Source organism: Streptomyces niveiscabiei, from assembly GCF_033794345.1.
GTDB classification, from domain to species: domain Bacteria; phylum Actinomycetota; class Actinomycetes; order Streptomycetales; family Streptomycetaceae; genus Streptomyces; species Streptomyces niveiscabiei.
Genome location: NZ_JARAYJ010000002.1, coordinates 404,342 through 426,390, shown reverse-complemented (window position 1 = coordinate 426,390; position 22,049 = coordinate 404,342). Strand labels below are relative to the sequence as shown.

Annotated in this window: 11 protein-coding genes; 7 read left to right on the top strand and 4 right to left on the bottom strand. The window is 73.7% G+C overall.

Translation table 11 applies throughout. The features are described 5' to 3' along the window. Position 1 precedes the first annotated feature (1 nt). The 5 genes from PV682_RS04045 to PV682_RS04025 are packed head-to-tail and all read left to right on the top strand — an operon-like array spanning position 2 to position 15,383. Entirely contained in the window at positions 2-6,685 is a 6,684-nt protein-coding gene (locus PV682_RS04045; protein WP_319724045.1) for a non-ribosomal peptide synthetase, read from the top strand. Between the two features lie 17 nt (positions 6,686-6,702). Further along, positions 6,703-10,752: an amino acid adenylation domain-containing protein gene (locus PV682_RS04040; RefSeq protein ID WP_319724043.1), complete on the top strand. Its 4,050-nt coding sequence runs from the start codon at positions 6,703-6,705 to the stop codon at positions 10,750-10,752. Continuing rightward, positions 10,749-11,999, top strand: coding sequence for an MFS transporter (locus PV682_RS04035; protein WP_319724041.1), 1,251 nt, complete (start codon positions 10,749-10,751; stop codon positions 11,997-11,999). Before PV682_RS04040 ends, PV682_RS04035 begins: the two co-directional genes overlap by 4 nt. Then, positions 11,986-14,322, top strand: coding sequence for a penicillin acylase family protein (locus PV682_RS04030; RefSeq protein WP_319724039.1), 2,337 nt, complete (start codon positions 11,986-11,988; stop codon positions 14,320-14,322). The genes PV682_RS04035 and PV682_RS04030 overlap by 14 nt, the downstream gene beginning before the upstream one ends. Next, positions 14,319-15,383 (top strand): threonine synthase, encoded by a 1,065-nt coding sequence (locus PV682_RS04025; protein ID WP_319724037.1) that lies wholly within the window; start codon positions 14,319-14,321, stop codon positions 15,381-15,383. The genes PV682_RS04030 and PV682_RS04025 overlap by 4 nt, the downstream gene beginning before the upstream one ends. Before the next feature lie 25 nt (positions 15,384-15,408). Here the strand turns inward: PV682_RS04025 and PV682_RS04020 are convergent, their stop codons facing one another. Continuing rightward, positions 15,409-16,107 (bottom strand): response regulator transcription factor, encoded by a 699-nt coding sequence (locus PV682_RS04020; protein ID WP_319724035.1) that lies wholly within the window; start codon positions 16,105-16,107, stop codon positions 15,409-15,411. 371 nt (positions 16,108-16,478) lie between these two features. On the opposite strand from PV682_RS04020, the gene PV682_RS04015 reads away from it, so the two are divergent. Then, entirely contained in the window at positions 16,479-18,713 is a 2,235-nt protein-coding gene (locus tag PV682_RS04015; RefSeq protein WP_319724033.1) for an MMPL family transporter, read from the top strand. 5 nt (positions 18,714-18,718) lie between these two features. After that, positions 18,719-19,582 carry a hypothetical protein gene (locus PV682_RS04010; RefSeq protein ID WP_319724031.1) on the top strand — a complete coding sequence of 288 codons (864 nt, stop codon included), beginning with the start codon at positions 18,719-18,721 and terminating at the stop codon, positions 19,580-19,582. 9 nt (positions 19,583-19,591) lie between these two features. Here PV682_RS04010 and PV682_RS04005 read toward each other — a convergent pair whose 3' ends face one another. The 3 genes from PV682_RS04005 to PV682_RS03995 are packed head-to-tail and all read right to left on the bottom strand — an operon-like array spanning position 19,592 to position 22,028. Further along, positions 19,592-20,935, bottom strand: a complete 1,344-nt coding sequence (locus PV682_RS04005) for an acetyl-CoA carboxylase biotin carboxylase subunit (protein ID WP_319724029.1) — start codon at positions 20,933-20,935, stop codon at positions 19,592-19,594. A gap of 2 nt (positions 20,936-20,937) precedes the next feature. Beyond that, a complete protein-coding gene (locus PV682_RS04000; protein WP_319724027.1) occupies positions 20,938-21,621 on the bottom strand; it encodes an acetyl-CoA carboxylase biotin carboxyl carrier protein in 684 nt (227 codons plus the stop codon). Between the two features lie 44 nt (positions 21,622-21,665). Beyond that, a complete protein-coding gene (locus PV682_RS03995) occupies positions 21,666-22,028 on the bottom strand; it encodes a hypothetical protein (RefSeq protein ID WP_319724025.1) in 363 nt (120 codons plus the stop codon). Between the last annotated feature and the right edge of the window lie 21 nt (positions 22,029-22,049).

Below are 22,049 nucleotides of genomic sequence, written 5' to 3'. Positions count from 1 at the left end.
CATGAAGGAGAAGACTGTGCCGACCTCGCCTCTGGCCGGAGTGGACAGCCTCGTCGAGGGCTTCGCCGCCGCCGTCCGCGCGCACGGCGACCGCACCGCCGTACGCTGCGGCGACGAGACGCTCACCTACCGCGAACTCGACGTCCGGGCGCGGACGTTGGCCGCCGCGATCACCGCCCACGACGCCGACCCGGAGCACCCGGTCGGCATCCTGCTGGAGCGGTCCGCCGACATGGTGGCCGCGGCCCTCGCGGCCCTGTGGACGGGCTCGTCGTACGTCCCGCTGGACCCGTCGACTCCGGCCGCCCGCCTGGAGCTGATCCTCGAGGACGCCGCCCCGTCGGTCGTCGTCACGACCCGGGAGCTGGCGGCCCGCCTGCCCGCCGAGGTGACCGCCGTACCCGTGGACGGCCCGCTGCCGGCGCCCGTGACCGGCGACCCCGCGCCCCACGGCACCCGCGCGTACATCATCTTCACGTCCGGAACGACCGGCCGCCCCAAGGGCGTCGAGGTCTCGCACGGCAACGTCCTGCGCCTGTTCACCACCACCGAACCCCTCTACGGCTTCGGCCCGGACGACGTCTGGACGCTGTTCCACTCGTTCGCCTTCGACTTCTCGGTGTGGGAGATGTGGGGCCCGCTCCTGTACGGCGGCACGCTGGTCGTCGTCCCCCGGGAGGCCGCGCAGGACCCGCGCGCGCTGCGGCGGTTGCTCGCCGACGAGCGGGTCACCGTCCTCAACCAGACCCCGACGGCCTTCCGCCAGCTCGTCGCGGAGGACGCCCGGCACGAGGACCGGCTCCCGCTGCGGCACGTCGTGTTCGGCGGCGAGGCCCTGCACTTCTCGGACCTCAAGCGCTGGACGGACAAGTACGGCGACGAGACCCCGGCCCTGGTGAACATGTACGGCATCACGGAGACGACCGTGCACGCCTCCCACCGCCGGGTACGCGCCACGGATCTGAAGGACGGCCGCTCACTGATCGGCCGGCCGCTGCCCGACCTGGACTTCACGCTGGTCGACGACGACCTGAACCCGGTCGCGGCCGGCGAGACCGGCGAGATCCTGGTCACCGGCCCCGGTGTCGCCCTCGGCTACCTCGGCCGCCCCGACCTGACCCGGGAGCGGTTCGTGGAGCTGCCCGGCGTCGGGCGCGCCTACCGATCCGGCGACCTGGCCCGGCTCACCGAGGACGGGGAGTACGCGTACGAGGGCCGCAAGGACGACCAGGTCAAGATCCGTGGCTTCCGGATCGAACTCGGCGAGATCCAGGCGGTGTTGAACGACGTACCGGGTGTGCGCCAGGCGACGGTGGTGGTGACCGCGCCGAAGGCGGGCGCCGGTCCCGTCGTGAAGGAAGTCGAGGAAGAGGAGCTGTCCCTCAGGATCACCGACGTCCGCGACCTCGTGCGCGGCGGTTCCCGCGACCGGGTGGGCCGGGACGACGTGGCGCGCATCGTCGCGTACGTCGTCCCCGGCGAGGACCTCGCCCCCGACGCCCTCTTCGCGCAGCTGCGCCGCCGCCTCCCGGCGTACATGATCCCGGCGTTCGTGGTGCCGGTCGAGGCGATCCCCCTCAACCACAACGGCAAGGTGGACCGGGCCCGGCTGCCCGCACCGAGCGCGGCCAACCGGCTGCGCGAGTCCGCCCCGGACCCGGCGCAGGCGACCACCGCCGAGCCCGGCGCGGAGTCCATCGCCGCCGTCTACGGCGACGTGCTCGGCGTGAGCGGTGTCGGCCCCGACGACTCCTTCTTCAGCGTCGGCGGCGATTCGATCCTCGCCCTGAAGCTCCGCGCGGAGGCCCTCAAGCGCGGGATCTCCCTGGAACTCGGCGACATCTACGCCCTCCAGACGCCCCGCGCGCTGGCGGCGGTGGCCGAGCGGGCCACGGAGAGCGAACAGCAGCCGCCGACCGTGCCGTTCGCCCTGCTGGAGCCGGCCGACCGCGAGGCCGTGCGCGCGCTGGACGTCGAGGACGCCTACCCGGTGGGCACGCTCCAGGCGGGGCTGCTGTTCCACAGCGCGTACGAGACCGACGTGAACATGTACTGCGACATCTTCATGTTCCGGCTGCGCGGCGCCGCCTACGACGGTGAGGCGATGCGGCGTGCGGTGGCGCGGGTCGTGGAGCGGCACGACATCCTGCGGACCTCGTTCCACTTCTCCGGCTACTCGCAGCCCCTCCAGCTCGTGCACCGCACGGCCGCCGCGCCCCTCACCGTGACCGACCTGCGGGATCTCCCGGCGCGGGAGCAGGACGCCCGGCTGGACGCCTGGCAGCGGGCCGAGCGGCTCGTCCCGTACGACTGGTCGCAGCCGCCGCTGATCCGGTTCGCCGTGCATCTGCTGGACGAGGGCGAGTTCCTGTTCGCGATGAGCTTCCACGACGCGCTGCTCGACGGCTGGAGCGAGTCGTCGCTGATCACGGAGGTGCTCGCCGACTACTGGGCGCTGCGCGAGAACCCGGACCTGCCGCCCGCCCCGCGCACCGCGCGCCGGTACGCCGACTACATCGCGCTGGAGCGGCAGGCGCTCGACGACACCACGGTCGGGGACTTCTGGGCGAAGGAACTCGCCGATCCCGAGCCGACGTTGCTGCCGCGCCTGGCCGACGGTCCCTCGGACACGCACGAGGGGACGATGGGTTTCCTCGCCGTGCCGGTCGACCCGGACCTGTCGGACGCGCTCGACGACCTGGCCCGCGACCACAGCGTCTCCCTCAAGCACGTCCTGCTGGCCGTGCACGCGCGCGTCCTGTCCGTCCTCACCGCGCGCGACCGGGTGCTGCTCGGCGTCGAGTCCAACGGCCGCTTCGAGGGCGAGGGCGGCGCCGACGTGCTGGGCGTCCACCTCAACGTGGTGCCCTACCTGCTGCCCGGCCGGGGCCTGTCCTGGCGGGAGTTGATCCGGGCCGCGTTCGACAAGGAGAACGAACTCCTGCCGGTGCGCCGCTACCCGTACGCGGAACTCCAACGCCTGTCCGGGGCACGGGAGTTGACGGACATCAGCTTCAACTACACGCACTTCCACAGCTACGGGAGGCTCGCCGAGGCGACCCGCTTCGAGGTGCTGGACGCGAAGGCGTACATCCAGACCCACTTCACGCTGCGCACGGAGTTCAACAAGGACCCGTTCACGAAGCTCCTCTCGCTGGACCTGGAGGCCAACGTCCAGCGGGTCACCGAGGACCAGTTGCGCGCGATCGGCGTCCTGTACCGCAACGCGCTGGCCCATGTCGCCGCGCACCCGCACGCGGTCCCCACCCGGCGTGAACTGCTGGGCGAGGAGGAGTGGACGCGGCTCGTGGCGGGCGCCGGGCAGCCGGCGGCGCTGTCGGCGCCGGGGGCGCTGACCCGGTTCGCGCAGGCGGCGGAGCGGTACGCCGGTGACGTCGCCGTGCGGTGCGGGGAACAGGCGCTGACCTACCGGGAGCTGGCGGCGCGGGCGGGCTCGCTCGCCGGGCATCTCCATCGGCAGGGCGTGCGGCCCGGCGAGGTGGTGGCGCTGGGTGCCGTGCGCGGCATCGACCATCTGACGGCCGTCCTCGCGGTGTTGCGCGTGGGCGCGGTGTATCTGCCGCTGCCGGAGGGGCCCGTGCGCCGGGTGTCGTCCGTGCTGCGCACCAGCGGCGCCAAGGCCGTGCTGTGCGACGCCGCTTACCGGCCCGTCGTCACGGAGGAGGTGCGGGTGCTGGACCTGGCGCGGGCCCTCGCCGACTCCGACGGGGCGGCGCCGTACGACGGTCCCGTGCCCGGGGGCCGGGACGCGGCGTACGTGATCTTCACGTCGGGGTCGACCGGGGAGCCCAAGGGGGCCCTGCTGCGGCACGACGGCATGCTCAACCACATGGAGGCGAAGCTCGACGACCTCGGGATCGGCCCCGGCGACCGGGTGTCGCAGGACGCGGCGGCCACCTTCGACATCTCGGTGTGGCAGCTCCTGGCGCCTCTCCTGGTCGGCGCGACGACCGTCATCTACCCGGACCCGGTCAGCCAGGACCCGCCGCGCCTGCTGCGCGCGGTCGCCGAGGACGGCATCACCGTCCTGGAGGTGTCGCCGTCCGTGCTGAGCGTCTTCAGCTCCGAACTCGCCTACCACGGCGTCGAGTCGTTCCCGCCGTTCGCGCTGCGCTGGGTCGTCTCCAGCGGCGAGACCCTCACCCCGCGCTGCGCCAACGCCTTCCGCCGCGAACTGCCCGCCGTACGCCTGCTGAACATGTGGGGCGCGACCGAGGTGTCCGACGACTGCACCCACTTCGAGCTGGTCGGCGAGGCCGACGAGCGGGCGGCGTCGGTGCCGGTGGGGCGGCCGATCCGGGGCGCGAAGGTGTACGTCCTGGACGCGGACCGCGAGCCGGTGCCGGTGGGCACGCCGGGCGAGCTGTACGTGGGCGGGCTGTGCGTGGGCGGCGGCTATGTGAACGACCCCGAGCGCACGGCGGCGGCGTTCGTCCCCGACCCCTTCGACGCCTCGGCGGTGGCCTACCGCACCGGCGACTGGGGGCGCCGGCTCGCCGACGGGACCTTCGAGTTCATCGGCCGCATCGACAGCCAGCTGAAGATCCGGGGCCACCGGATCGAACTCGGCGAGGTGCGGCGGGCGTTCGACGGTCTCGGGGAGTTGCAGGAGAGTGCCGTGGTCGTCCGGGAGTCGGAGAGCGACGGCAAGCAGCTCGTCGGCTTCTTCGTGCCCAAGGCGGCCGAGAACGCGGGCGCGGAGGCAGACGCCGGAGGCTCGCGGGTCCGCCGTGTCGACGTCGGCCTGTCGGCGTTGCGCGACCGGCTCGCCGAGGTGCTCCCCCGGTACGCCGTCCCCGACCACCTGGTCCGTCTCGACGGCCTGCCGCGCACCCCGCACGGCAAGGTGGACACGAAGGCGCTGGCCGCGTGGGACCTAACGGCCGTGTCCGGGAGCGGCGAGGAGGCCGGCGAACCGGCGACGCCCACCGAGCGGGCGGTCGTCGAGGTCTGGGAGGGCGTCCTGCGCCGCAGGCCCTCCCCCACGACCCACTTCTTCGAGGCGGGCGGCCACTCCCTGCACGCGACGCAGGTCATGGCGCGGCTGCGGGACCGTCTGGGCCAGGACCTGCCGCTGCGCCTGCTGTTCGAGAACCCGACGCCGCGCGCGCTCGCCGCCCACCTCGACGGACTGGCCGCGCACCGGCCGTCCGCGCCCGAGGCCCTGAGCATCCCGCCCCGCCCGGCGGGCACCCTCACCTTCCCCCTCACCGCCGGCCAGGCGAGCCTCTGGTTCCTGCACCAGGTCGACCCCGACGACCGGGCCTACGACAACACCTCCCTGCTGCGCCTGTCGGGCCCCCTCGACGTGGACGCCCTGCGCGCGGCCGTGGACCTGCTGGCGGAGCGGCACGAGATCCTCTCCGTCCGCTTCGGCTCCCGCGACGGCGTCCCCCACCAGGCCCCGGACCCGGCGGCGCGCGTCCGCCTGGAGGTCGAGGAGGTGACCGGCCTCGACGACGCCGGGTCCCGCGAGGCGTACGTCGAGCGCGAGGCCCGGGCCCAGCGCTTCGACCTGACGCGCGGCCCCCTGGTCGTGGCCCGCCTGTACCGCTTCTCCCCGACCGAGCACATCCTGCGCTGGAGCAGCCACCACACCGTCTCCGACGGCTGGTCCACGGACGTCGCGGTCCGCGAGATCACCGAGGCGTACCTCGCCACGACCGAGGGCCGCACCCCTCAGCTGCCCGAACTGCCGGTCCAGTACGGCGACTTCGCGCTGTGGCAGCGGGACTTCCTCGCGACGCGCGCGGCGGGTGAAGTGGCGTTCTGGCGGACCTACCTGAACGGCTGCGCGGGTGAACTGGCGCTGACGACCGACGTGGAGCGCACGGAGGGCCGCTCGCGGGAGGCCGGGCACCTGACGACGTCCTGGGACGCGGAGACGGCGGCGCGGATACGGGAGTTCGCCGCCGCGCACGGCAGTACGCCGTTCATGGTGTTCCACACGGCGGTCGCGGCGGTCATGTCCCGGTTCGCGCAGCAGGAGGATCTGGTGCTGGGCGCGGCGGTCGCCGGGCGCGACCTGCCGCGCACGGAGAACCTGATCGGGTTCTTCGCGAACACCCTGCCGTTCCGCTACCGGGTCGAACCGGGCCTGACGACGGGCGAGTTGCTGCGGGGGGTGACCGCGAGCGCGCTGGAGGCGCTGGAGCACCAGCACCTGCCGTTCCAGGAGATCGTGCGGGTCTCCGGCGCCGAGCGGCGGCCCGACACCTCGCCGCTGGTGCAGGTCCTGGTGACGGTGGACAACTTCCCCCTCGACCTGGACCGGGTGCCGGGACTGGTCGGTTCGCTGGCCCAAGTGCCGCCCGCGACCGCCCAGTTCGACCTGTCGTTCCGGTTCGCCGAGGACGGGAGCCTGACGCTCCAGTACGACGCCTCCCTGTTCACCGGCGCCACGGCGGCGAGGCTGCTGCGGGCCGTGGAGTCGATGCTGGCGGGCCTGCTGGCGGGCCCCGACGGCGACCCGCACCGGGTCGCGCTGACCGACGCCGCCGACCGCGAGTCGCTGGCCCGGATCTGGCACGAACTGAGCGGTGAGCGCCTCGACTTCGCCGACCCGGACGAGGCCGCGCGCGTGGCCGGTTCCCCGCACTGGGAGGAGTTCCTCGGCCGGCTGGACGACGCCGGCCTGCTCCCGGCCCTCCTGCTCGCCTTCTGACGGACCCGGAGACTCCGATGAACAAGGACCGTGTGGAACAACTGCGCCGCCGGGTCGCCCTGCGCACGACTCCCGTGCGGGACACGTCCGTCGTGTCCCGCGCCGGATCGCTGACCGAGGCGTTCGCCGCCGCCGTGCGGGCGTACGGCGACCGGGTGGCCGTCCGCTGCGGGCGCCAGTCGCTGACGTACCGGCAGCTGGACGAGCGGGCGGCCGAACTCGCGGGCGCTCTGCGGGCGTCGGGGGCCGACCCGGCACGCCCGGTGGGCATCCTGCTGGAGCGGTCGGCGGACATGGTCGCCGCCGCGCTCGCCGTGCTGCGCGTCGGCTGCTGCTATGTCCCGCTGGACCCGGCGACGCCGCGCGCCCGGCTCGACGTGATCCTCCAGGACGCGGACCCGGCGGTGGTGGTCACGTCCGGTGACCTGGCCGGGCTGCCCGGCGCGCGGACCGTCCTGCGCGTGGACGCGTCGCTGCCGGCCGGGGACGGCGCCCCGGGCGCCGCGTCCGCCGGCCGGGACAGCCGGGCGTACGTCATCTTCACCTCGGGCACCACCGGCCGCCCCAAGGGCGTCCAGGTCACCCACGGGAACGTGCTGCGGCTGTTCAGCAGCAGCGAGGAGCACTACGGGTTCGGGCCCGAGGACGTGTGGTCGCTGTTCCACTCCTTCGCGTTCGACGTGTCGGTGTGGGAGATGTGGGGCGCCCTGCTGTACGGCGGCACGCTCGTCGTCGTCCCCAAGGCGACCGCCCAGGACCCGGTGGCCTTCCGCGCGCTGCTGCGCGAGGAGCGGGTGACGGTGCTCAGCCAGACGCCGACCGCCTTCAACCAGCTCGCCGCCGAGGACGTCCGCCACCCCGAACGGCTCCCGCTGCGCTGGGTCGTGTTCGGCGGGGAGGCCCTGCACTTCTCCGACCTGAAACGCTGGGCGGACAAGTACGGCGACGACGCCCCGGCCCTGGTCAACATGTACGGGATCACCGAGACGACCGTCCACGCCTCCTTCCGGCGGGTGCGGCGCGCCGACCTGGACCGGGGTCTTTCGCTGATCGGGCGCCCGCTGCCCGACCTGGAGTTCCTGCTCCTGGACGAGCAGCTGGCGCCGGTGCCGGCCGGGGAGACCGGCGAGATCGTGGTGACCGGGCCCGGGGTGGCCCTCGGCTACCTCGGCCGCCCCGACCTGACCCGGGAGCGGTTCGTGGAGCTGCCCGGCGGGCGGGGGCGCGGCTACCGGTCGGGCGACCTGGCCCGGCTCCTGCCGGACGGGGAGTTCGTCTACCACGGCCGCAAGGACGACCAGGTCAAGATCCGGGGCTTCCGCATCGAACTCGGCGAGGTGGAGGGCGCGTTGCGCGCGCTGGAGGGGGTGACCGAGGCGGCGGTCGTCGCCCGGGAGCTGCCGAAGCTGGGCCGCGCGCTCGTCGCGTACGTCGTCCCCGAGGGGGCCGGCGTCACACCCGCCGAGCTGCGGCGGCGCCTGGCCCGGGTGCTCCCCGAGTACATGCTGCCCGGTGTGTTCGTCCCCCTCGACGCGCTCCCCCTCACCCACAACGGCAAGCTGGACCGCCGCGCCCTGCCGGACCCGGTGCCGGACGACACCGTGGCCGTCCCGGACGCGCCGGACGACTCGGACCGTTCGGCCTCCGACCCGGTGGTCGCCCGGATTCTCGCCGCCATGTCCGACCTGCTCCCCGGCGGCCGGATCACCCCCACCGACGGCTTCTTCGACCTGGGCGGCCACTCCCTGCTCGCGACCCGGCTGCTGGCCCGTGTCCGCACCGACTTCGGGGTGAGCGTCGCCCTGCGGGACTTCCTGCGCGAGCCGACCGCGCGGGCGCTGGCCGCCGCCGTACGCGAACGGGAGCCGGACGGCGGGCCGGTGCTGCCGGTCCTGCGGGCGCCGGACCAGGAGCGGCGGCCGGCGACCTCGGCTCAGCAGCGGCTGTACTTCCTGTCGCGGATGGAGCCGGACAGCTCCGCGTACAACCTGCACATGTCACTGGTGCTGGAGGGCGCGCTGGACGTGCCCGCGCTGGAGCGGGCGTTCGTCGCGCTGGCCGGCCGGCATGTTCCGCTGCGGAGTCTGCTGCGGCTGGAGGACGGCGAGGTCGTGGCGGTCGCGCTGCCCGCCGAGCGGGTGCGGGTGCCGGTGGAGGAGGCGGCCGGAACCGATGTGCGGCGGGTCGTCGAGGAGCTGGCGGCCGAGGAGGCCGCCCGGCCCTTCGACCTGGAGCGGGACCTGCCCCTGCGGGTGCGGGTGGTGCGGTTCGGGGAGCGGGTGCACGGGCTGCTGGTGACGCTGCACCACGTGGCCGGTGACGGGTGGTCCAACGCCGTCCTCGGCCGTGAACTGGGCGTGCTGTACGCCCACTTCGCCGAGCGGGCGCCGGGCGACCCGCTGCCGCCGCTCGCGGCGACGTACGCCGACTACGCCCACAGCGTGCGGGAGTGGCTCGGCACGCCGGCCGCGCGGGACGACGTCGGCTACTGGGAGGGGCGGCTCGCCGACCTGCCCGCCGAGCACGCGCTGCCGCTGGACCGGGAGCGGCCCGAGCGGATGACGTACCACGGGGACACCGTGGTCCGCCGGGTGGGCGGTGGCCTCACGCGGGCGGCGCGGGCGGCGGACGTCACCGTGTTCATGCTGCTCCAGGCCGCCTTCGCGCTCTTCGTCGCCCGGCGGGGCAAGGACCCGGACGTCGTGGTCGGCACGCCGGTCGCCAACCGGCCGGGCACCGACTTCGACGACGTGATCGGCATGTTCGTCAACACGGTGGTGCTGCGCACCCGGGTCCCCGGCACCGGGACCGTCGCCGATCTGCTGGCCCAGGTCCGCGACCAGACCCTGCGCGACCTCGAACGCGGGCACGTCCCCTTCGAGGAGCTGGTCAGGCGGCTCAACCCCGAGCGCACCGCGCGCCACTCCCCGCTGTTCCAGCTGATGCTGGTGGTCCAGAACAACGAGACCGTGCCGCTGAGCCTGGACGGCCTGACGGTGACGGCCGTCCGGCTGCCGGGGCAGGAGGCCAAGACGGACCTGGTGCTGGACGCCACCGAGGAGCGGGACGGCGGTTTCCGGCTCACCTGGCGTTACAACACGGACCTGTTCGACCGGGGGACGGTCGAGGGGATGGCGGCGGAGTTCGCGGAGCTGCTGGACCGCGTCACGGGTGCCCCGCACACGCCGCTCGACGAACTGCTCACCTCGATGCCCCCGGCGCGGGAGACACCGGATGTCCTGCTCCCCCTGCGCTCCCGCCCCGACGGCCCGCCCCCGGTCTTCGCCTTCCCCGGCATCCTGGGCCTGGCCCCCTCGTACGCCCAGCTCTCCGCCCACTTCCCGGAGCGGTCCTTCCACGCCCTGTCCACCAGGGAGCTGGCCCGAGCGCACGGCGATGCCCTGACCGTCCCCGTGCTGGCGGAGGCCTGCGCACAGGCCATCGCGGCGGAGGCGTCGGGCCGCCCGGTCCACCTCGTGGGCCACTCCTTCGGCGGGGCCCTCGCCTACGAGGTCGCCCGGCGTCTGGTGGACCACGGCGACCGGGTCCTGTCCCTGGTCCTGCTGGACGCCCTCGCCCCGAAGGCCCTGCGCACCGAGCTGTCCGAGCCCCGCGAGAAACTGCTCGCGTACTTCCTCGGCAGCCTCGCGGCGGCGTTCCCCTCGGTCGGCGCCGAGCACGCGGCGACCGTCCTGGAGGAGCTGGCCACCCTCCCGGAGCCCGAGGTCCTCGACCGGGTCGAGCGGCGGATGGGCGAGGCGGCCGAACTGCTCGGCGGCCCGCTGCGGGACGCGTTCGCGGACTACGTACGGCTGGCGGCCCTGGAGTGGCCGGAGTCCGGCGGGCTCGGCGACGTACCCGTGCTGCTGGTGGAGGCGACGGAGAACGCCGGGCGGGGCGACCTGACAGCCGACTGGGCACCTCTTTTGAACATGGAGATTAGTTGCGAGAAGATTGCAACTGATCACGAGGGGTTGTTGCGCAAACCGGCAACCGGGACGCTGTCCGAGCTGATGCACCGGTTCCAGACCCCCCACGACGCCGTGAAGGGACACCGTCCACGATGACGCGCACCACCGCCTCGCCCCCGTTCATCGCGAGGCTGCTGATCGTCGGTTCGGGGATCATGAGCCTGGCGAACTCGTTCACCGTCCCGTTCCTCGCGGTGTTCCTGCGCCGGGAGCTGGGCCTCGATCCCTCGACGGTCGGTCTGATCGTCGGTTCGTCGGTGTTCTTCTCGGTGCTCGCCGGGTTCGTCGGCGGCTCCCTCTCCGACATCCTGGGCCGGCCCCGGCTGCTGCTGCTCTCCCTGCTCGGCGTCGTCGCGTCGTTCCTCGGCTTCTACGTCAGCCACCACATCCTGGCCGTGTTCGCGTGCAACGCGGCGCTGTCGATGAGCGCGGCGTCGTTCGGGCCGGTCGGCAAGGCGATGCTCAGCGACGTGCTGCCGGACGAGAAACGGGTCAAGTGGTTCTCGTACCAGTACCTCGCGCTGAACGTCGGCTTCGCCGTGGGGCCGCTGGTCGGCGGTTTCGCGGGCCTGTCCGGCGGGCGGACCGCGTTCCTGATCTCGGCGGCCGTGTACACCGGCTACCTCGCGCTGCTCGGGCTGACGCTGCTGTTCAACCCGGGCGCGCGGGCGGCGAAGGACACCGGCGGGCAGGGCGAGCGGTTCGGGTCGGTGCTGCGCGGGCTGCGCGACAGCGCGCGCGTCGTGGCCACCGACCGGCGCCTGCTGTGGTTCATCGTCGCCGGGCTGCTCCTGGAGTCCGTGCACGGGAAGATCTCGGCGCTGCTCGCCCAGCACCTCGCGATCGGCTTCCACGACGGGACGACGATCCTCGGCTACCTGCTGACCACCAACGCCGTGACCGTCGTCGGCTTCCAGATGATCGCCTCGCGGTTCTCGGGCAAGCGGGACCCGGTGACGTCGATCATCCTCGGCGGGCTGCTGCTGTTCGCGGGGATGGCCGGATTCGCCGCCTCGCGGGAGACCTGGCAGTTCGTGGTGGCGATGGTGGTCTTCTCGGTCGGCGAGACGTTCATCGTGCCCGCCGAGTTCGCGATCATCGACCGGATCGCGCCCGAGACCAGCCGGGGCAGCTACTTCGGCGCCCAGACCTTCGCCCAGTTCGGCGGGTTCGTCGGCCCCTCGGCGGGCGGGCTGCTGCTGACCGGCTTCGGCGGGACGGCCATGTTCCTCGGGGTGGGTTCCCTGGCGCTGGTCAGCGTCGCCATCTACGTACTCGTCGGCCGCCGCGTCCCCGGCATCGCGGCGCCGGCCCAGCAGGAGGAGACGCGTGAACCGGCGTGAACGCCTGATCGGCCGCGCGCTGACGGCGGCGGCCCTGCCCAGTCGCTGGGCGCATGTCGACGAGGGGACGCTGAGCCTGCCCGGGCTGGCGCGGGGCGCGGAGATCCGGCGCGACCTGCGCGGGGTGCCGTGGATACGCGCCCGTGACGAGGCCGACCTGTACTTCGCCGCCGGGTTCGCGCAGGCCCAGGACCGGCTCTGGCAGATGGACGTGCTGCGCCGCAGGGCTCGGGGGCGGCTGTCCGAGCTGTTCGGGGCGGTGACGCTCCAGGAGGACGTGCGGGTCCGCAAGCTCGCGCTCACCCGGGTCGCCCGCCGCTCCGAACGGCTCCTGGACCCCCGTCACCGGGCCGCCCTCGACGCGTTCAGCGCCGGCGTGAACACGGCCGTCCACCGTATGCGGCGGCGCGGCGGCCTCCCCGTCGAGTTCGCCCTCCTGCGCTACCGGCCCGAGCCGTGGACGCCGCTGGACTCCGTCCTCATCGTCAAGCACCTGGGCTTCGACCTCGCGGTCAACATCAAGAACGAGACGTTCCGGGCCCGGCTCGCCGCCGAACACCCCGAGTACGTGGCCGCGTTCGGGGAGCCCCGGTATCCGGCGGACGGGGCGGTGACGGTCCGCAGCGGCACCACGCGCCACACGGCACCCCGCGCGTACGCCCCTCCCCCGGCCACCGCCGCCCTGCCGCCCGCCTCCCGGCGCTGGCTCGACGGGCTCCTCGACGGCGAGCACCCCATCGGCTCGAACGCCTGGGCCGTCTCCGGCGCCCTCACCGCCTCGGGCCACCCGATCCTCGCGAACGACCCGCACATCCCGTTCACCCAGCCGAGCACCTGGTACCAGACGGGCCTGGCGCTCACGGGCCGGGACGGCGGCCGGGACGACGAACACGGCTACGGCGTGACCGTCCCCGGTGTCCCCGGCCTCATCGCCGGCGCCAACCGCCGCCTCGCCTGGGGCATCACCAACGCGACCGTCGACACGCAGGACCTGTGCACCCTGCCCCCCGAGCCGCCCCGCTGGCGGGAGGACAGCACGGTCACGGTCCGGGGCGGCGCCCCGGTCACCGTCAGGTCGGCGGGCGGAGACGGGTACGTCGAACTGGACCCGCCCGGCACCGACACCCGCTACGGCCTGTACTGGAGCGGCTTCGAACCGTCCGTGGAGATCGCCGCCTGCCAGTCGATGTGGCGCGCGACGGCCCCCGGCGAGTTCCGCGACGCCCTGCGGGCCTTCGGCGTGCCGGTCCTGAACGTCGTCTGGGCCTGCCAGGACGGCACGGTCTCCCTGAAGACGGCGGGCCGCGTCCCCGCACGCCTCCCCGGCAGCGGGCGTACCCCCGGCGAGCACGACCGGGTGGCCGTGTCCTGGAAGGGCTTCCTGGACTTCGACGACCTCCCCGAGGAGACCGACCCCGAGCGGGGCCACGTCGTCTCCGCGAACCACCGGATGCTCCCCGACGACGACCCCCGGGACGTCGGCGCCGACTGGGTCGCCCCCTACCGGGCGCAGCGCATCGAGGAGCTGATCACCACGGCGCCCCGGATCACCCCGGAGACCTGCGCCGCCTGGCAGAACGACACCCGCGACGGCCGGGCCCGCCGTATCCTGCCCACCCTGCTCGCGGCCCTCGCCGAGGCGCCCCCCGCCGAGCCGCTCCCGGCGGCCTGCCACCGCCTCCTCACGGACTGGGACGGCCACGCGCACCCCGGCGAGGCCGCGCCGCTGGTCTTCTTCCGCCTCCTCCAGAAGCTCACCGACCACTGGGTGTACGACCGGCTCGGCGCGGACCTGGCCGCCGCGATGCCGGACGTCACCCTCCAGGTCGACCACCTCATCACCTCCCCCGAGGCGCGGACGCGGCTGGGCGACGACACCCCGCTCCCGGCGACCGTGGGCCGCGCGCTGGCCGAGGCCGCCGCGTGGATCGCCGAGGAGCAGGGGCCGGAGCCCGCGCGCTGGCGCCACGACCGCGTCCACCGCGTCCGGGACCGGCACGCGCTGGCCAAGGCCGTCCCCGTGCTGTTCGGTGGGGTCACCACACCAGTCGGGGGGAGCGGGCACTCGGTGGGGCTGATGACGCCCGACCGGGAGGGGACGGTGGTGGAGGGGGCGCCCTGGCGGTTCGTCGCCGAGCTGCGGCCGGACGGGCCCCGGCTGTGGGACGTGCTGCGGCACGGCAGTTCGGGGCATCCGCGCTCACCGCACTACGAGGACCAGACCCCGCTGCACGCGGCGGGGCGGCTCTACCCGGTCCCGCTGGAAGGGCCGCCGGACCGTACGGCCCGTGTCCTGACCCTGCGCCCCCGGAGGCCCTCGTGACCCTGTCCCACCTGGAGTGCGTGCAGTGCGCGGCCCGCTTCCCCCTCGCGGACCACCCCCGGGGCTGCCCCGACTGCGACACGGCAGGCCGCAACGCCAACCTGTTCTGCGTGTACGAGGAGACGACGCCCCCGACCGAGCGGCTGCCGTACGACACGGTGCCCGGACTGGGCGAGGGCGACACCCCGCTGCTGCGGCTGCCGTGGCTGGCGGGCGCGTCCGTCAAGAACGAGGCCGCGAACCCGACCGGCTCGCACAAGGACCGGTTCGCGGCGATGGCCGTCGCGCACGCCGCCGCGTCCGGGTACGAGCGCGTCGCCATCAGCTCCTCGGGCAACGCCGGGCTCGCGCTGGCCGCGTACGCCGCAGCCGCCGGGCTGCGGTGCACGGTCGCCGGGTACACGCGGCTCCCGGAGCCGGTGCGCGAGCGGATCGCCGACCTCGGGGCCGACCTGCGCCTGTTCGACACGGACGCCGAACGCGTCGCCCTGATCCGGGAGTCGGCCGCGCGGCCGGACACGCTGGCCGTCTCCAACATCGCCGAACCCTTCGTCGGCTGCCACCCCGTCGGCATCGAGGGATACAAGCGGATCGCCTGGGAGATCGCCGCTCAGGCGGCCGAGGAGGTCCGGCACGTCGTCGTCCCCACCAGCCGGGGCGACCTCGCCTGGGGCATCCACCGGGGCTTCGCCGAACTGCCGGGGACGCCGCCGCCCCGCCTGCACCTCGTGGAGCCCTTCCCCCGGCTCGCCGCCGTCCTCGCCGGGGCACCCGTCGGCGGCCACTTCCCCGGCGACAGCGGCCGGCTGTCCTCCATCGCCGGGCACACGACGACGGTCCAGGCACACCGGGCGGTGACCCTGTCGGGCGGCTCGGCGGTCGTCGTCTCCTCCGACACGGCCGACGCGTGGTACGCCCGGCTGTGCGGGCGGGGCCACGTGTGGGAGCGCAGCAGCGTGACCGTGTTCGCGGCATACGAGCGGCTGCGCGCGCAGGGGACGATCGGGGCGGACGAGCACACGGTGCTCGTGGCGACGTCACACTTCTTCAAGGGGCTGTGAACGAGGGGCCGTGAACGAGGGGCCGCTACGGCCTGTGACCTCCGCCCGTCTGCTGGCGCCGGACCTGTTCGACCAGGCCCGTCTCGTAGGCGATCACGACGAGTTGGGCCCGGTCGTGGGCGTCGAGCTTGCTGAAGAGGCGGCTGACGTGGGTCTTCACGGTGGCGACGCTGATGTGGAGCCGGCCGCTGATGTCCGCGTTGGAGTGTCCGGCGGCGACGTGCGCGAGGACCTCCAGCTCGCGTTCGGTGAGCGGTTCGAGGAGGGCCGGTGAGATGCCCGCGCCGAGGGCGGGCCGGTTGACGAAGTCGCGGATGAGGCGCCGGGTCACGCTCGGCGCGAGGAGGGCCTCGCCCGCGGCGACCGTACGGATGCCCGCGAGGAGCTTCTCCGGCGGCGTGTCCTTGAGGAGGAACCCGCTGGCACCGGCCTTGAGGGCGGCGAACACGTACTCGTCGAGGTCGAAGGTCGTGAGGATGACGACCCGGATGGACTCGGTCGCCGGGTCGTCCAGGAGCTGCCGGGTCGCCTCGATGCCGTCCATGTCGGGCATCCGGACGTCCATCAGGACGATGTCGGGCAGGTGCGCCCGGCCGGCGGCCACGGTGTCGCGGCCGGTGCTGGTCTCGGCGACGACCTCCATGTCCGCCGAGGCGTTCACGAGCACGCTGAAACCGGCCCGTACGAGGGTGTGGTCGTCGGCCACGACCACCCGGATCGTCATAGCCGGCCTCCGGATACGGACGTCGGGAAAGGCATCACGGGAACCCACCGTACAAGGCCGTACGCGCCCTGCCCGCCGAACCGGACGACTGGCGCCCGGCGGTGGGCGGCCGTCGGCTCAGGGTCGTACCCGCGTGTACATCCAGCGATGTACACCGGCAGTCCGTACCCCCCTGGCCGGACACCGGGATCGAACCGGGACCCGACGACACCGGGACCCGCCCACGGGCAGGCTGTGAGCTGCGGGAAGGTCTGCCGGACAGGGATCGGCGACCGTGCGGCGCACAGGCGCGCCGGGCCCGACCTACGTCACGAAAGCAGAGTTGTGCTCCATTTCGACAACCATCGGATCGAGCTCCCGGGCGGACATCGATGAGCGGCATCGCGCGGTGGTGCTTCAGGCACCGGTTGATCGTCATCGGCGGGTGGCTGCTGCTCCTCGCGATCCTGGTGGGCGGCATGCGTGCCGCGGGCGGTGCCTCCTTCTCGGAGGAGTACACGCTGCCCGGCACCGAGTCGACCAAGGCCGTGGAACTGCTGGAGAGCCAGTTCAAGCGCACCTCGGGCGACGCGAGCACGATCGTGCTGCACGCGAAGAGCGGCAAGGTAACCGATCCGGCCGTCGAGGCCGAGGTGGACCGGATGCTCGCCGAGGTCGCCGAGGTGCCCGAGGTCGGCGCGGTGACCAGCCCGTTCGGCCCGCAGGGCGCGGCGCAGGTCAGCCGCGACGGCCGGACCGCCTACGCGACGGTCACCTTCACCAAGCAGAGCCAGAGCCTGGACAAGGACAACATCCAGAAGGTCGTGGACCTGGGTTCGGAGCTGCGCAGCGACACCCTGCGGGTGGAGTTCGGCGGGGCGGCGATCGGGCAGCTGGACAAGCCGTCGACGTCGGCCAGTGAGCTGATCGGGCTGCTGGCGGCGGCGATCGTCATGCTGTTCGCGTTCGGGTCGTTCGTGGCGATGGCGATCCCGCTGCTCGCGGCGGTCCTCGCGCTGGGCAGCGCGATCTTCTCGATCGACCTGCTCACCCGGGTGATGAGCGTGCCGAGCACCGCGCCGATCATCGCCGCGTTCATCGGCCTGGGCGTCGGCATCGACTACGCGCTGTTCATCGTCGCCCGCTACCGCACCGGCGTGCGGGCGGGGCTCAGTCCGGAGGAGGCGACGGCGACGGCCCTGAACACCTCGGGCCGGGCGGTCATCTTCGCGGGCGGCACGGTCGCGGTCGCGATGCTCGGCCTGCTCATGCTGGGCTTCAGCATCCTGTCCGGGATCGGACTGTCGGCGGCGATCATGGTGGTGTTCGCGGTCGCGGTCGCGGTGACGCTGCTGCCCGCGCTGTTCGGGCTGTTCAAGATGCGGGTGCTCAGCCGCCGCCAGCGCGAGCGGCTGCGGCGCGAGGGGCCGGTCGAGGCGCAGGTCTCCAACCGGTGGGAGCGCTGGGCCGGGTTCGTGCAGAAGCGTCCGGTGCCGCTGACGATCGCCGCGACGGTGGCGATGCTGGTGCTGGTGATCCCGTTCTTCTCGATGCGGCTCGGCTCCTCCGACGCCGGGAACAACTCGACGAGCACGACCACACGGCAGGCGTACGACCTGCTCGCCGACGGGTTCGGCCCCGGGCACAACGGCCCGCTGCAACTCGTGGCGAAGGTCCCGTCCACGCAGGCCGCCGACGACTTCACGCAGCTGGGGCAGAAGATCGGGACCGTCGAGGGCGTCGTGTCCGTGCGGACCCCGCCCGCCGAGCCCGGCGCGACGGTGCGGGTCATGCAGGTCATCCCGACGGACTCCCCGCAGTCGGAACAGACCTCGAAACTCATCGACACGCTGCGCGACCGCGTGATCCCGGCGTACGAGAAGAACGGGCTCGACGTGTACGTGGGCGGGCTGACCGCCGTGCACAAGGACTTCGCGGCGGCGCTGGCCGGGAAGATGCCGCTGTTCGTGACCATCGTCGTCCTGCTGGGCTGTCTGCTGCTGATGCTGGCGTTCCGCAGCATCCTCATCCCGCTCACGGCGGCGGTCATGAACCTGCTGTCGGCGGGTGCCGGGTTCGGGGTCGCCGTCGCGGTCTTCCAGTGGGGCTGGGGTTCGTCCGCGCTGGGCGCGGGGCCCGCGGGGCCGGTGGAGTCGTTCCTGCCACCGATGATGCTGGCCGTCCTGTTCGGTCTCTCGATGGACTACGAGGTGTTCCTGGTCAGCCGGATCCACGAGGAGTGGCTGCACACCGGCGACAACAACCTCGCGGTGCGGCGCGGGCAGGCCGCCACGGGGCAGATCATCACGGCCGTCGCGATCATCATGATCTGTGTGTTCACGGCCTTCGTGTTCGCCGGGATGCGGATCATCGCCGAGTTCGGGCTCGGGGTGGCGGCGGCCATCCTGCTGGACGCGCTGGTGGTGCGGACGATCCTCGTGCCGGCGGCCATGCAGCTGTGCGGGAAGTGGAACTGGTACCTGCCCGCGTGGCTCGACCGGATCCTGCCGCACGTCTCCGTCGAGGGGCCGGCCGACGGCCCGGCCGGCGGCGGGCAGGTCCGTGGCCCGGCCGACGACCAGGGCCCGGTACTGACGGTCCTGACCGACAAGAAGCGCGGCTCCTGACACCGATGCCCTCCCCGCTGCGTCTCCGGTTGCGGGCCTGCGCCGCAGGTCTGTGCATCGCGGGCGCGGCGGGTTCGGTCGTGCTGGGGCAGACGACGGGGTGGGCCGAGGACACCCTCCTGTCCACCTCGGGGTTCGTGGCGGCGCTGGCGCCGGTGCCCGCCGACCCGGCGGCCGGGAAGCTGATCGGGGAGCAGGCGGAGCGGCAGCTGTTCGACGCGGTCGGCCTGTCCCTGCCGTTCGGCGAGGCGCAGGTGCGCGGCATGGTGGCCGACGCGGCCCCGGCCCTCGTGGAGAGCCCCGCCTTCCGCTGGGCGTGGACGTCGGCGCTGCGCACGAGCCACGCGCGGCTGGTCGAGGTCCTGCGGGACGACTCGCTGCTCGGCCTGTCGCCCCACGGTCTCGACATCACCGTCCATGTCGCGGTGGAGCAGGCGGGGCTGCCCCGGCTGCTGACGTCGGTGCTGCCTCCCGAGCTGGACCTGTCGTTCACGCTGATCCGCAAGCCCGCGCTGCACCGGGCCGCCCAGGCCGTGGGGGTGACCGACACGGTGTCCGGCGTGCTGGTCCCCGCCGCCGTCGCCTCGGGGCTCGCGGGCTTGCTCCTCGCCCGGCGCCGGGTCCGTGCGCTGGCCGTCGCCCTCGCGGCGGTCACGTTCGCGACCGGCGCGGCGCGGCTGGTGATCGCCGTCGCGCAGTGGGCCGGGCCGGCGCGCCCGGCCGTCGCGGACGAGGCCGTCCGCCGGCTCGTGGAACCGCTGGCGGACGGCCTCGTCCTGGCGATGGCGGTCACCGGGCTCGCGTTCGCCGGACTCGCGGCGGTCCGCGTCGCCCTCTCCCACCGGTCCAGGGACCGTTCGGGGATGTGACACAGGCTTCTAGCTGGTGAGCGTGTCGATGTGGTTCGTGGTGTGCGCCGCCGTACGGAACGCGGGCGAGTCGATCAGCTCGTCGAGGAAGCCGGCGGTGGTGTGCAGGCCGTCGCCGCGTACGACGGTCTCGCCGAGCGCCCGGCGCATACGGGCGATGGCGGTGTCCCGGTCGGGGGCCCAGGCGATGATCTTCGCGATCATCGAGTCGTACTCCGGCGCGATCTTGCAGCCGGGGTGGACGTGGGTGTCGACGCGGACGAACGGGCCCGCGGGCAGGCTCAGTTCGGTGATGGTGCCGGGCGCGGGGGCGAAGCCGCGGCGCGGGTCCTCGGCGTTGATGCGGCACTCGATCGCCGCGCCGTTCAGGACGACGTCCCGCTGGCGCAGCCGCAGGGGTTCGCCCGCCGCGATCCGGATCTGCTCGGCGACCAGGTCGATGCCGGTGACCATCTCCGTCACCGGATGCTCCACCTGGATACGGCAGTTGACCTCCATGAAGTAGAAGTCCTCGGTGCCTTCGACCAGGAACTCGAAGGTCCCCGCCCCCTCGTACCCGGCGGCCCGCGCGCCCGTGACCGCGGCCTCGCGGATCCGGGCGACGAAGTCCGCCGGGAGCGCCGGGGCCGGCGACTCCTCGATGAGCTTCTGGTGCCGGCGCTGCATGGAGCAGTCCCGCTCCCCGAGGTGGACGACGTTGCCGTGCCGGTCGGCGAGGATCTGCACCTCGACGTGGCGGGCGCGGCGCAGGTAGCGCTCCGCGTAGACCCGGGCGTCGCCGAACAGGGTGGCGGCGGTGGCCTGCGTCGTACGGAACACCTCCGCCAGGTCGCCCGCGTCCCACGCCACGCCCATGCCGCGTCCGCCGCCCCCCGCCGCCGCCTTGATCAGCAGCGGGTAGCCGATGCGCCCGGCGAGGTCGCGGGCGGCGGCGAGGTCGAGGGGTTCGGTGGCGCCGGGCAGCAGCGGGAGTCCGCTGCGGGACATGAGCCTGCGGGCGCTCACCTTGCTGCCCAGCTCGGCCATCACCTCCGGCGGCGGGCCGATCAGGACGACCCCGGCCGACCGGCACGCCTCGGCGAAGTCGGCGTCCTCGGAGAGGAAGCCGTAGCCGGGGTGGACGGCCTGCGCGCCGGTGTTGAGCGCGGCCTGGAGGATCACGGCGGCGTTCAGATAGCTCTGTTTCGCCGGGGGCGGCCCGATGCAGACCGTCTCGTCCGCGAGCCGCGCGGGCAGACTGTCCGTGTCGCGGGTGGAGTGCGCGAGCACGCTGCGGATGCCGAGCTCCTTGCAGGCCCGGATCTCCCGCAGCGCGATCTCGCCCCGGTTGGCGATGAGGATCGTGTCGAACATCCTCAGCCCACCGGGCCCAGCGCGAACAGGGGCTGGCCGTACTCGACGGACTCCCCATCGCCGGCGAGCACCTCCGCGATCACCGCGTCCCGGTCCGCCTCGACCGGGATCATCAGCTTCATCACCTCGACGATCGCCACCTGCTGCCCCGCCCCGACCCGATCCCCGACCTCCACGAAGGGCTCCGCACCGGGTTCGGGGCTGCGGAAGAAGGTGCCTACGGTGGAGGCAGTGAGGGTCGCGAGGGGGGCGGGGGCGCTCACGCCGTCGACGGACGCGGTGAGGCTCGCGCCGGCTGCGGGCACGGGGGCACTCACACCGGCGCTGGCTGCGGGGGCACCCACGCCGACGACCGGAAGACCACCGTTCCCGGCCGGGTTCAGGGCTGGGTTCACGGCCGGGTTCAGACCGGGATTCAGGGCCGGGTTCAGGCCGGGATTCACAGCCGGGTTCAGGGCGGGTACGAGAGCCGGCGCGAACGCCGGTGCCAGGCCCGGCGCGGGCGTCGCAGGCGCGGTCGCCCAGTCCAACTCCAGTTCGACGCCCCCGGCCCGGACCCGCAGCCGTGCCGGGGTCCCGGGCAACCCGGCGAGCAGATCAGCGGCAGCGTCCCGCACCCGCTCCAGCAGGTCACCACCCTGCTCACCGGCAACGCCCTCGGCTCCAGCGGGGGCGCCTCTCCCCACGGCCGCATCTCTCCCGCCGGGGGCATCTCCCGCGCCGGGGGCATCTACCCCGGCTGGAGCATCGCCTCCGGCAGGGGCATGGCGCTCGGCAGCGGGATGGCGTCCTGCGGCAGCACCACCCCTGGTGGCACCCTCGCCTCCGGCAACGCCAGCTCCCCCGGTGGTGGCTTCTCTCCCGGCGGGGGCATCTCCCCTGGCAGCGCCGTCTCCCCCGGCAGCGGCATCTCCCCCGGCAAGGGCCCGGCGCTCGGCAGCGGCACTGCGCTCAGCGGCAACACCACCCCCGGCGGCACCCTCGCCTCCGGCGGCGGCTTCTCCCCCGGCGACGGCATCTTCCCTGGCAGCGCCATCTCCCCCAGCGGGGGCCCGGCGCTCGGCAGCGGCACTGCGCTCAGCGGCAGCACCACCCCCGACCGCGTCGGCGCCCC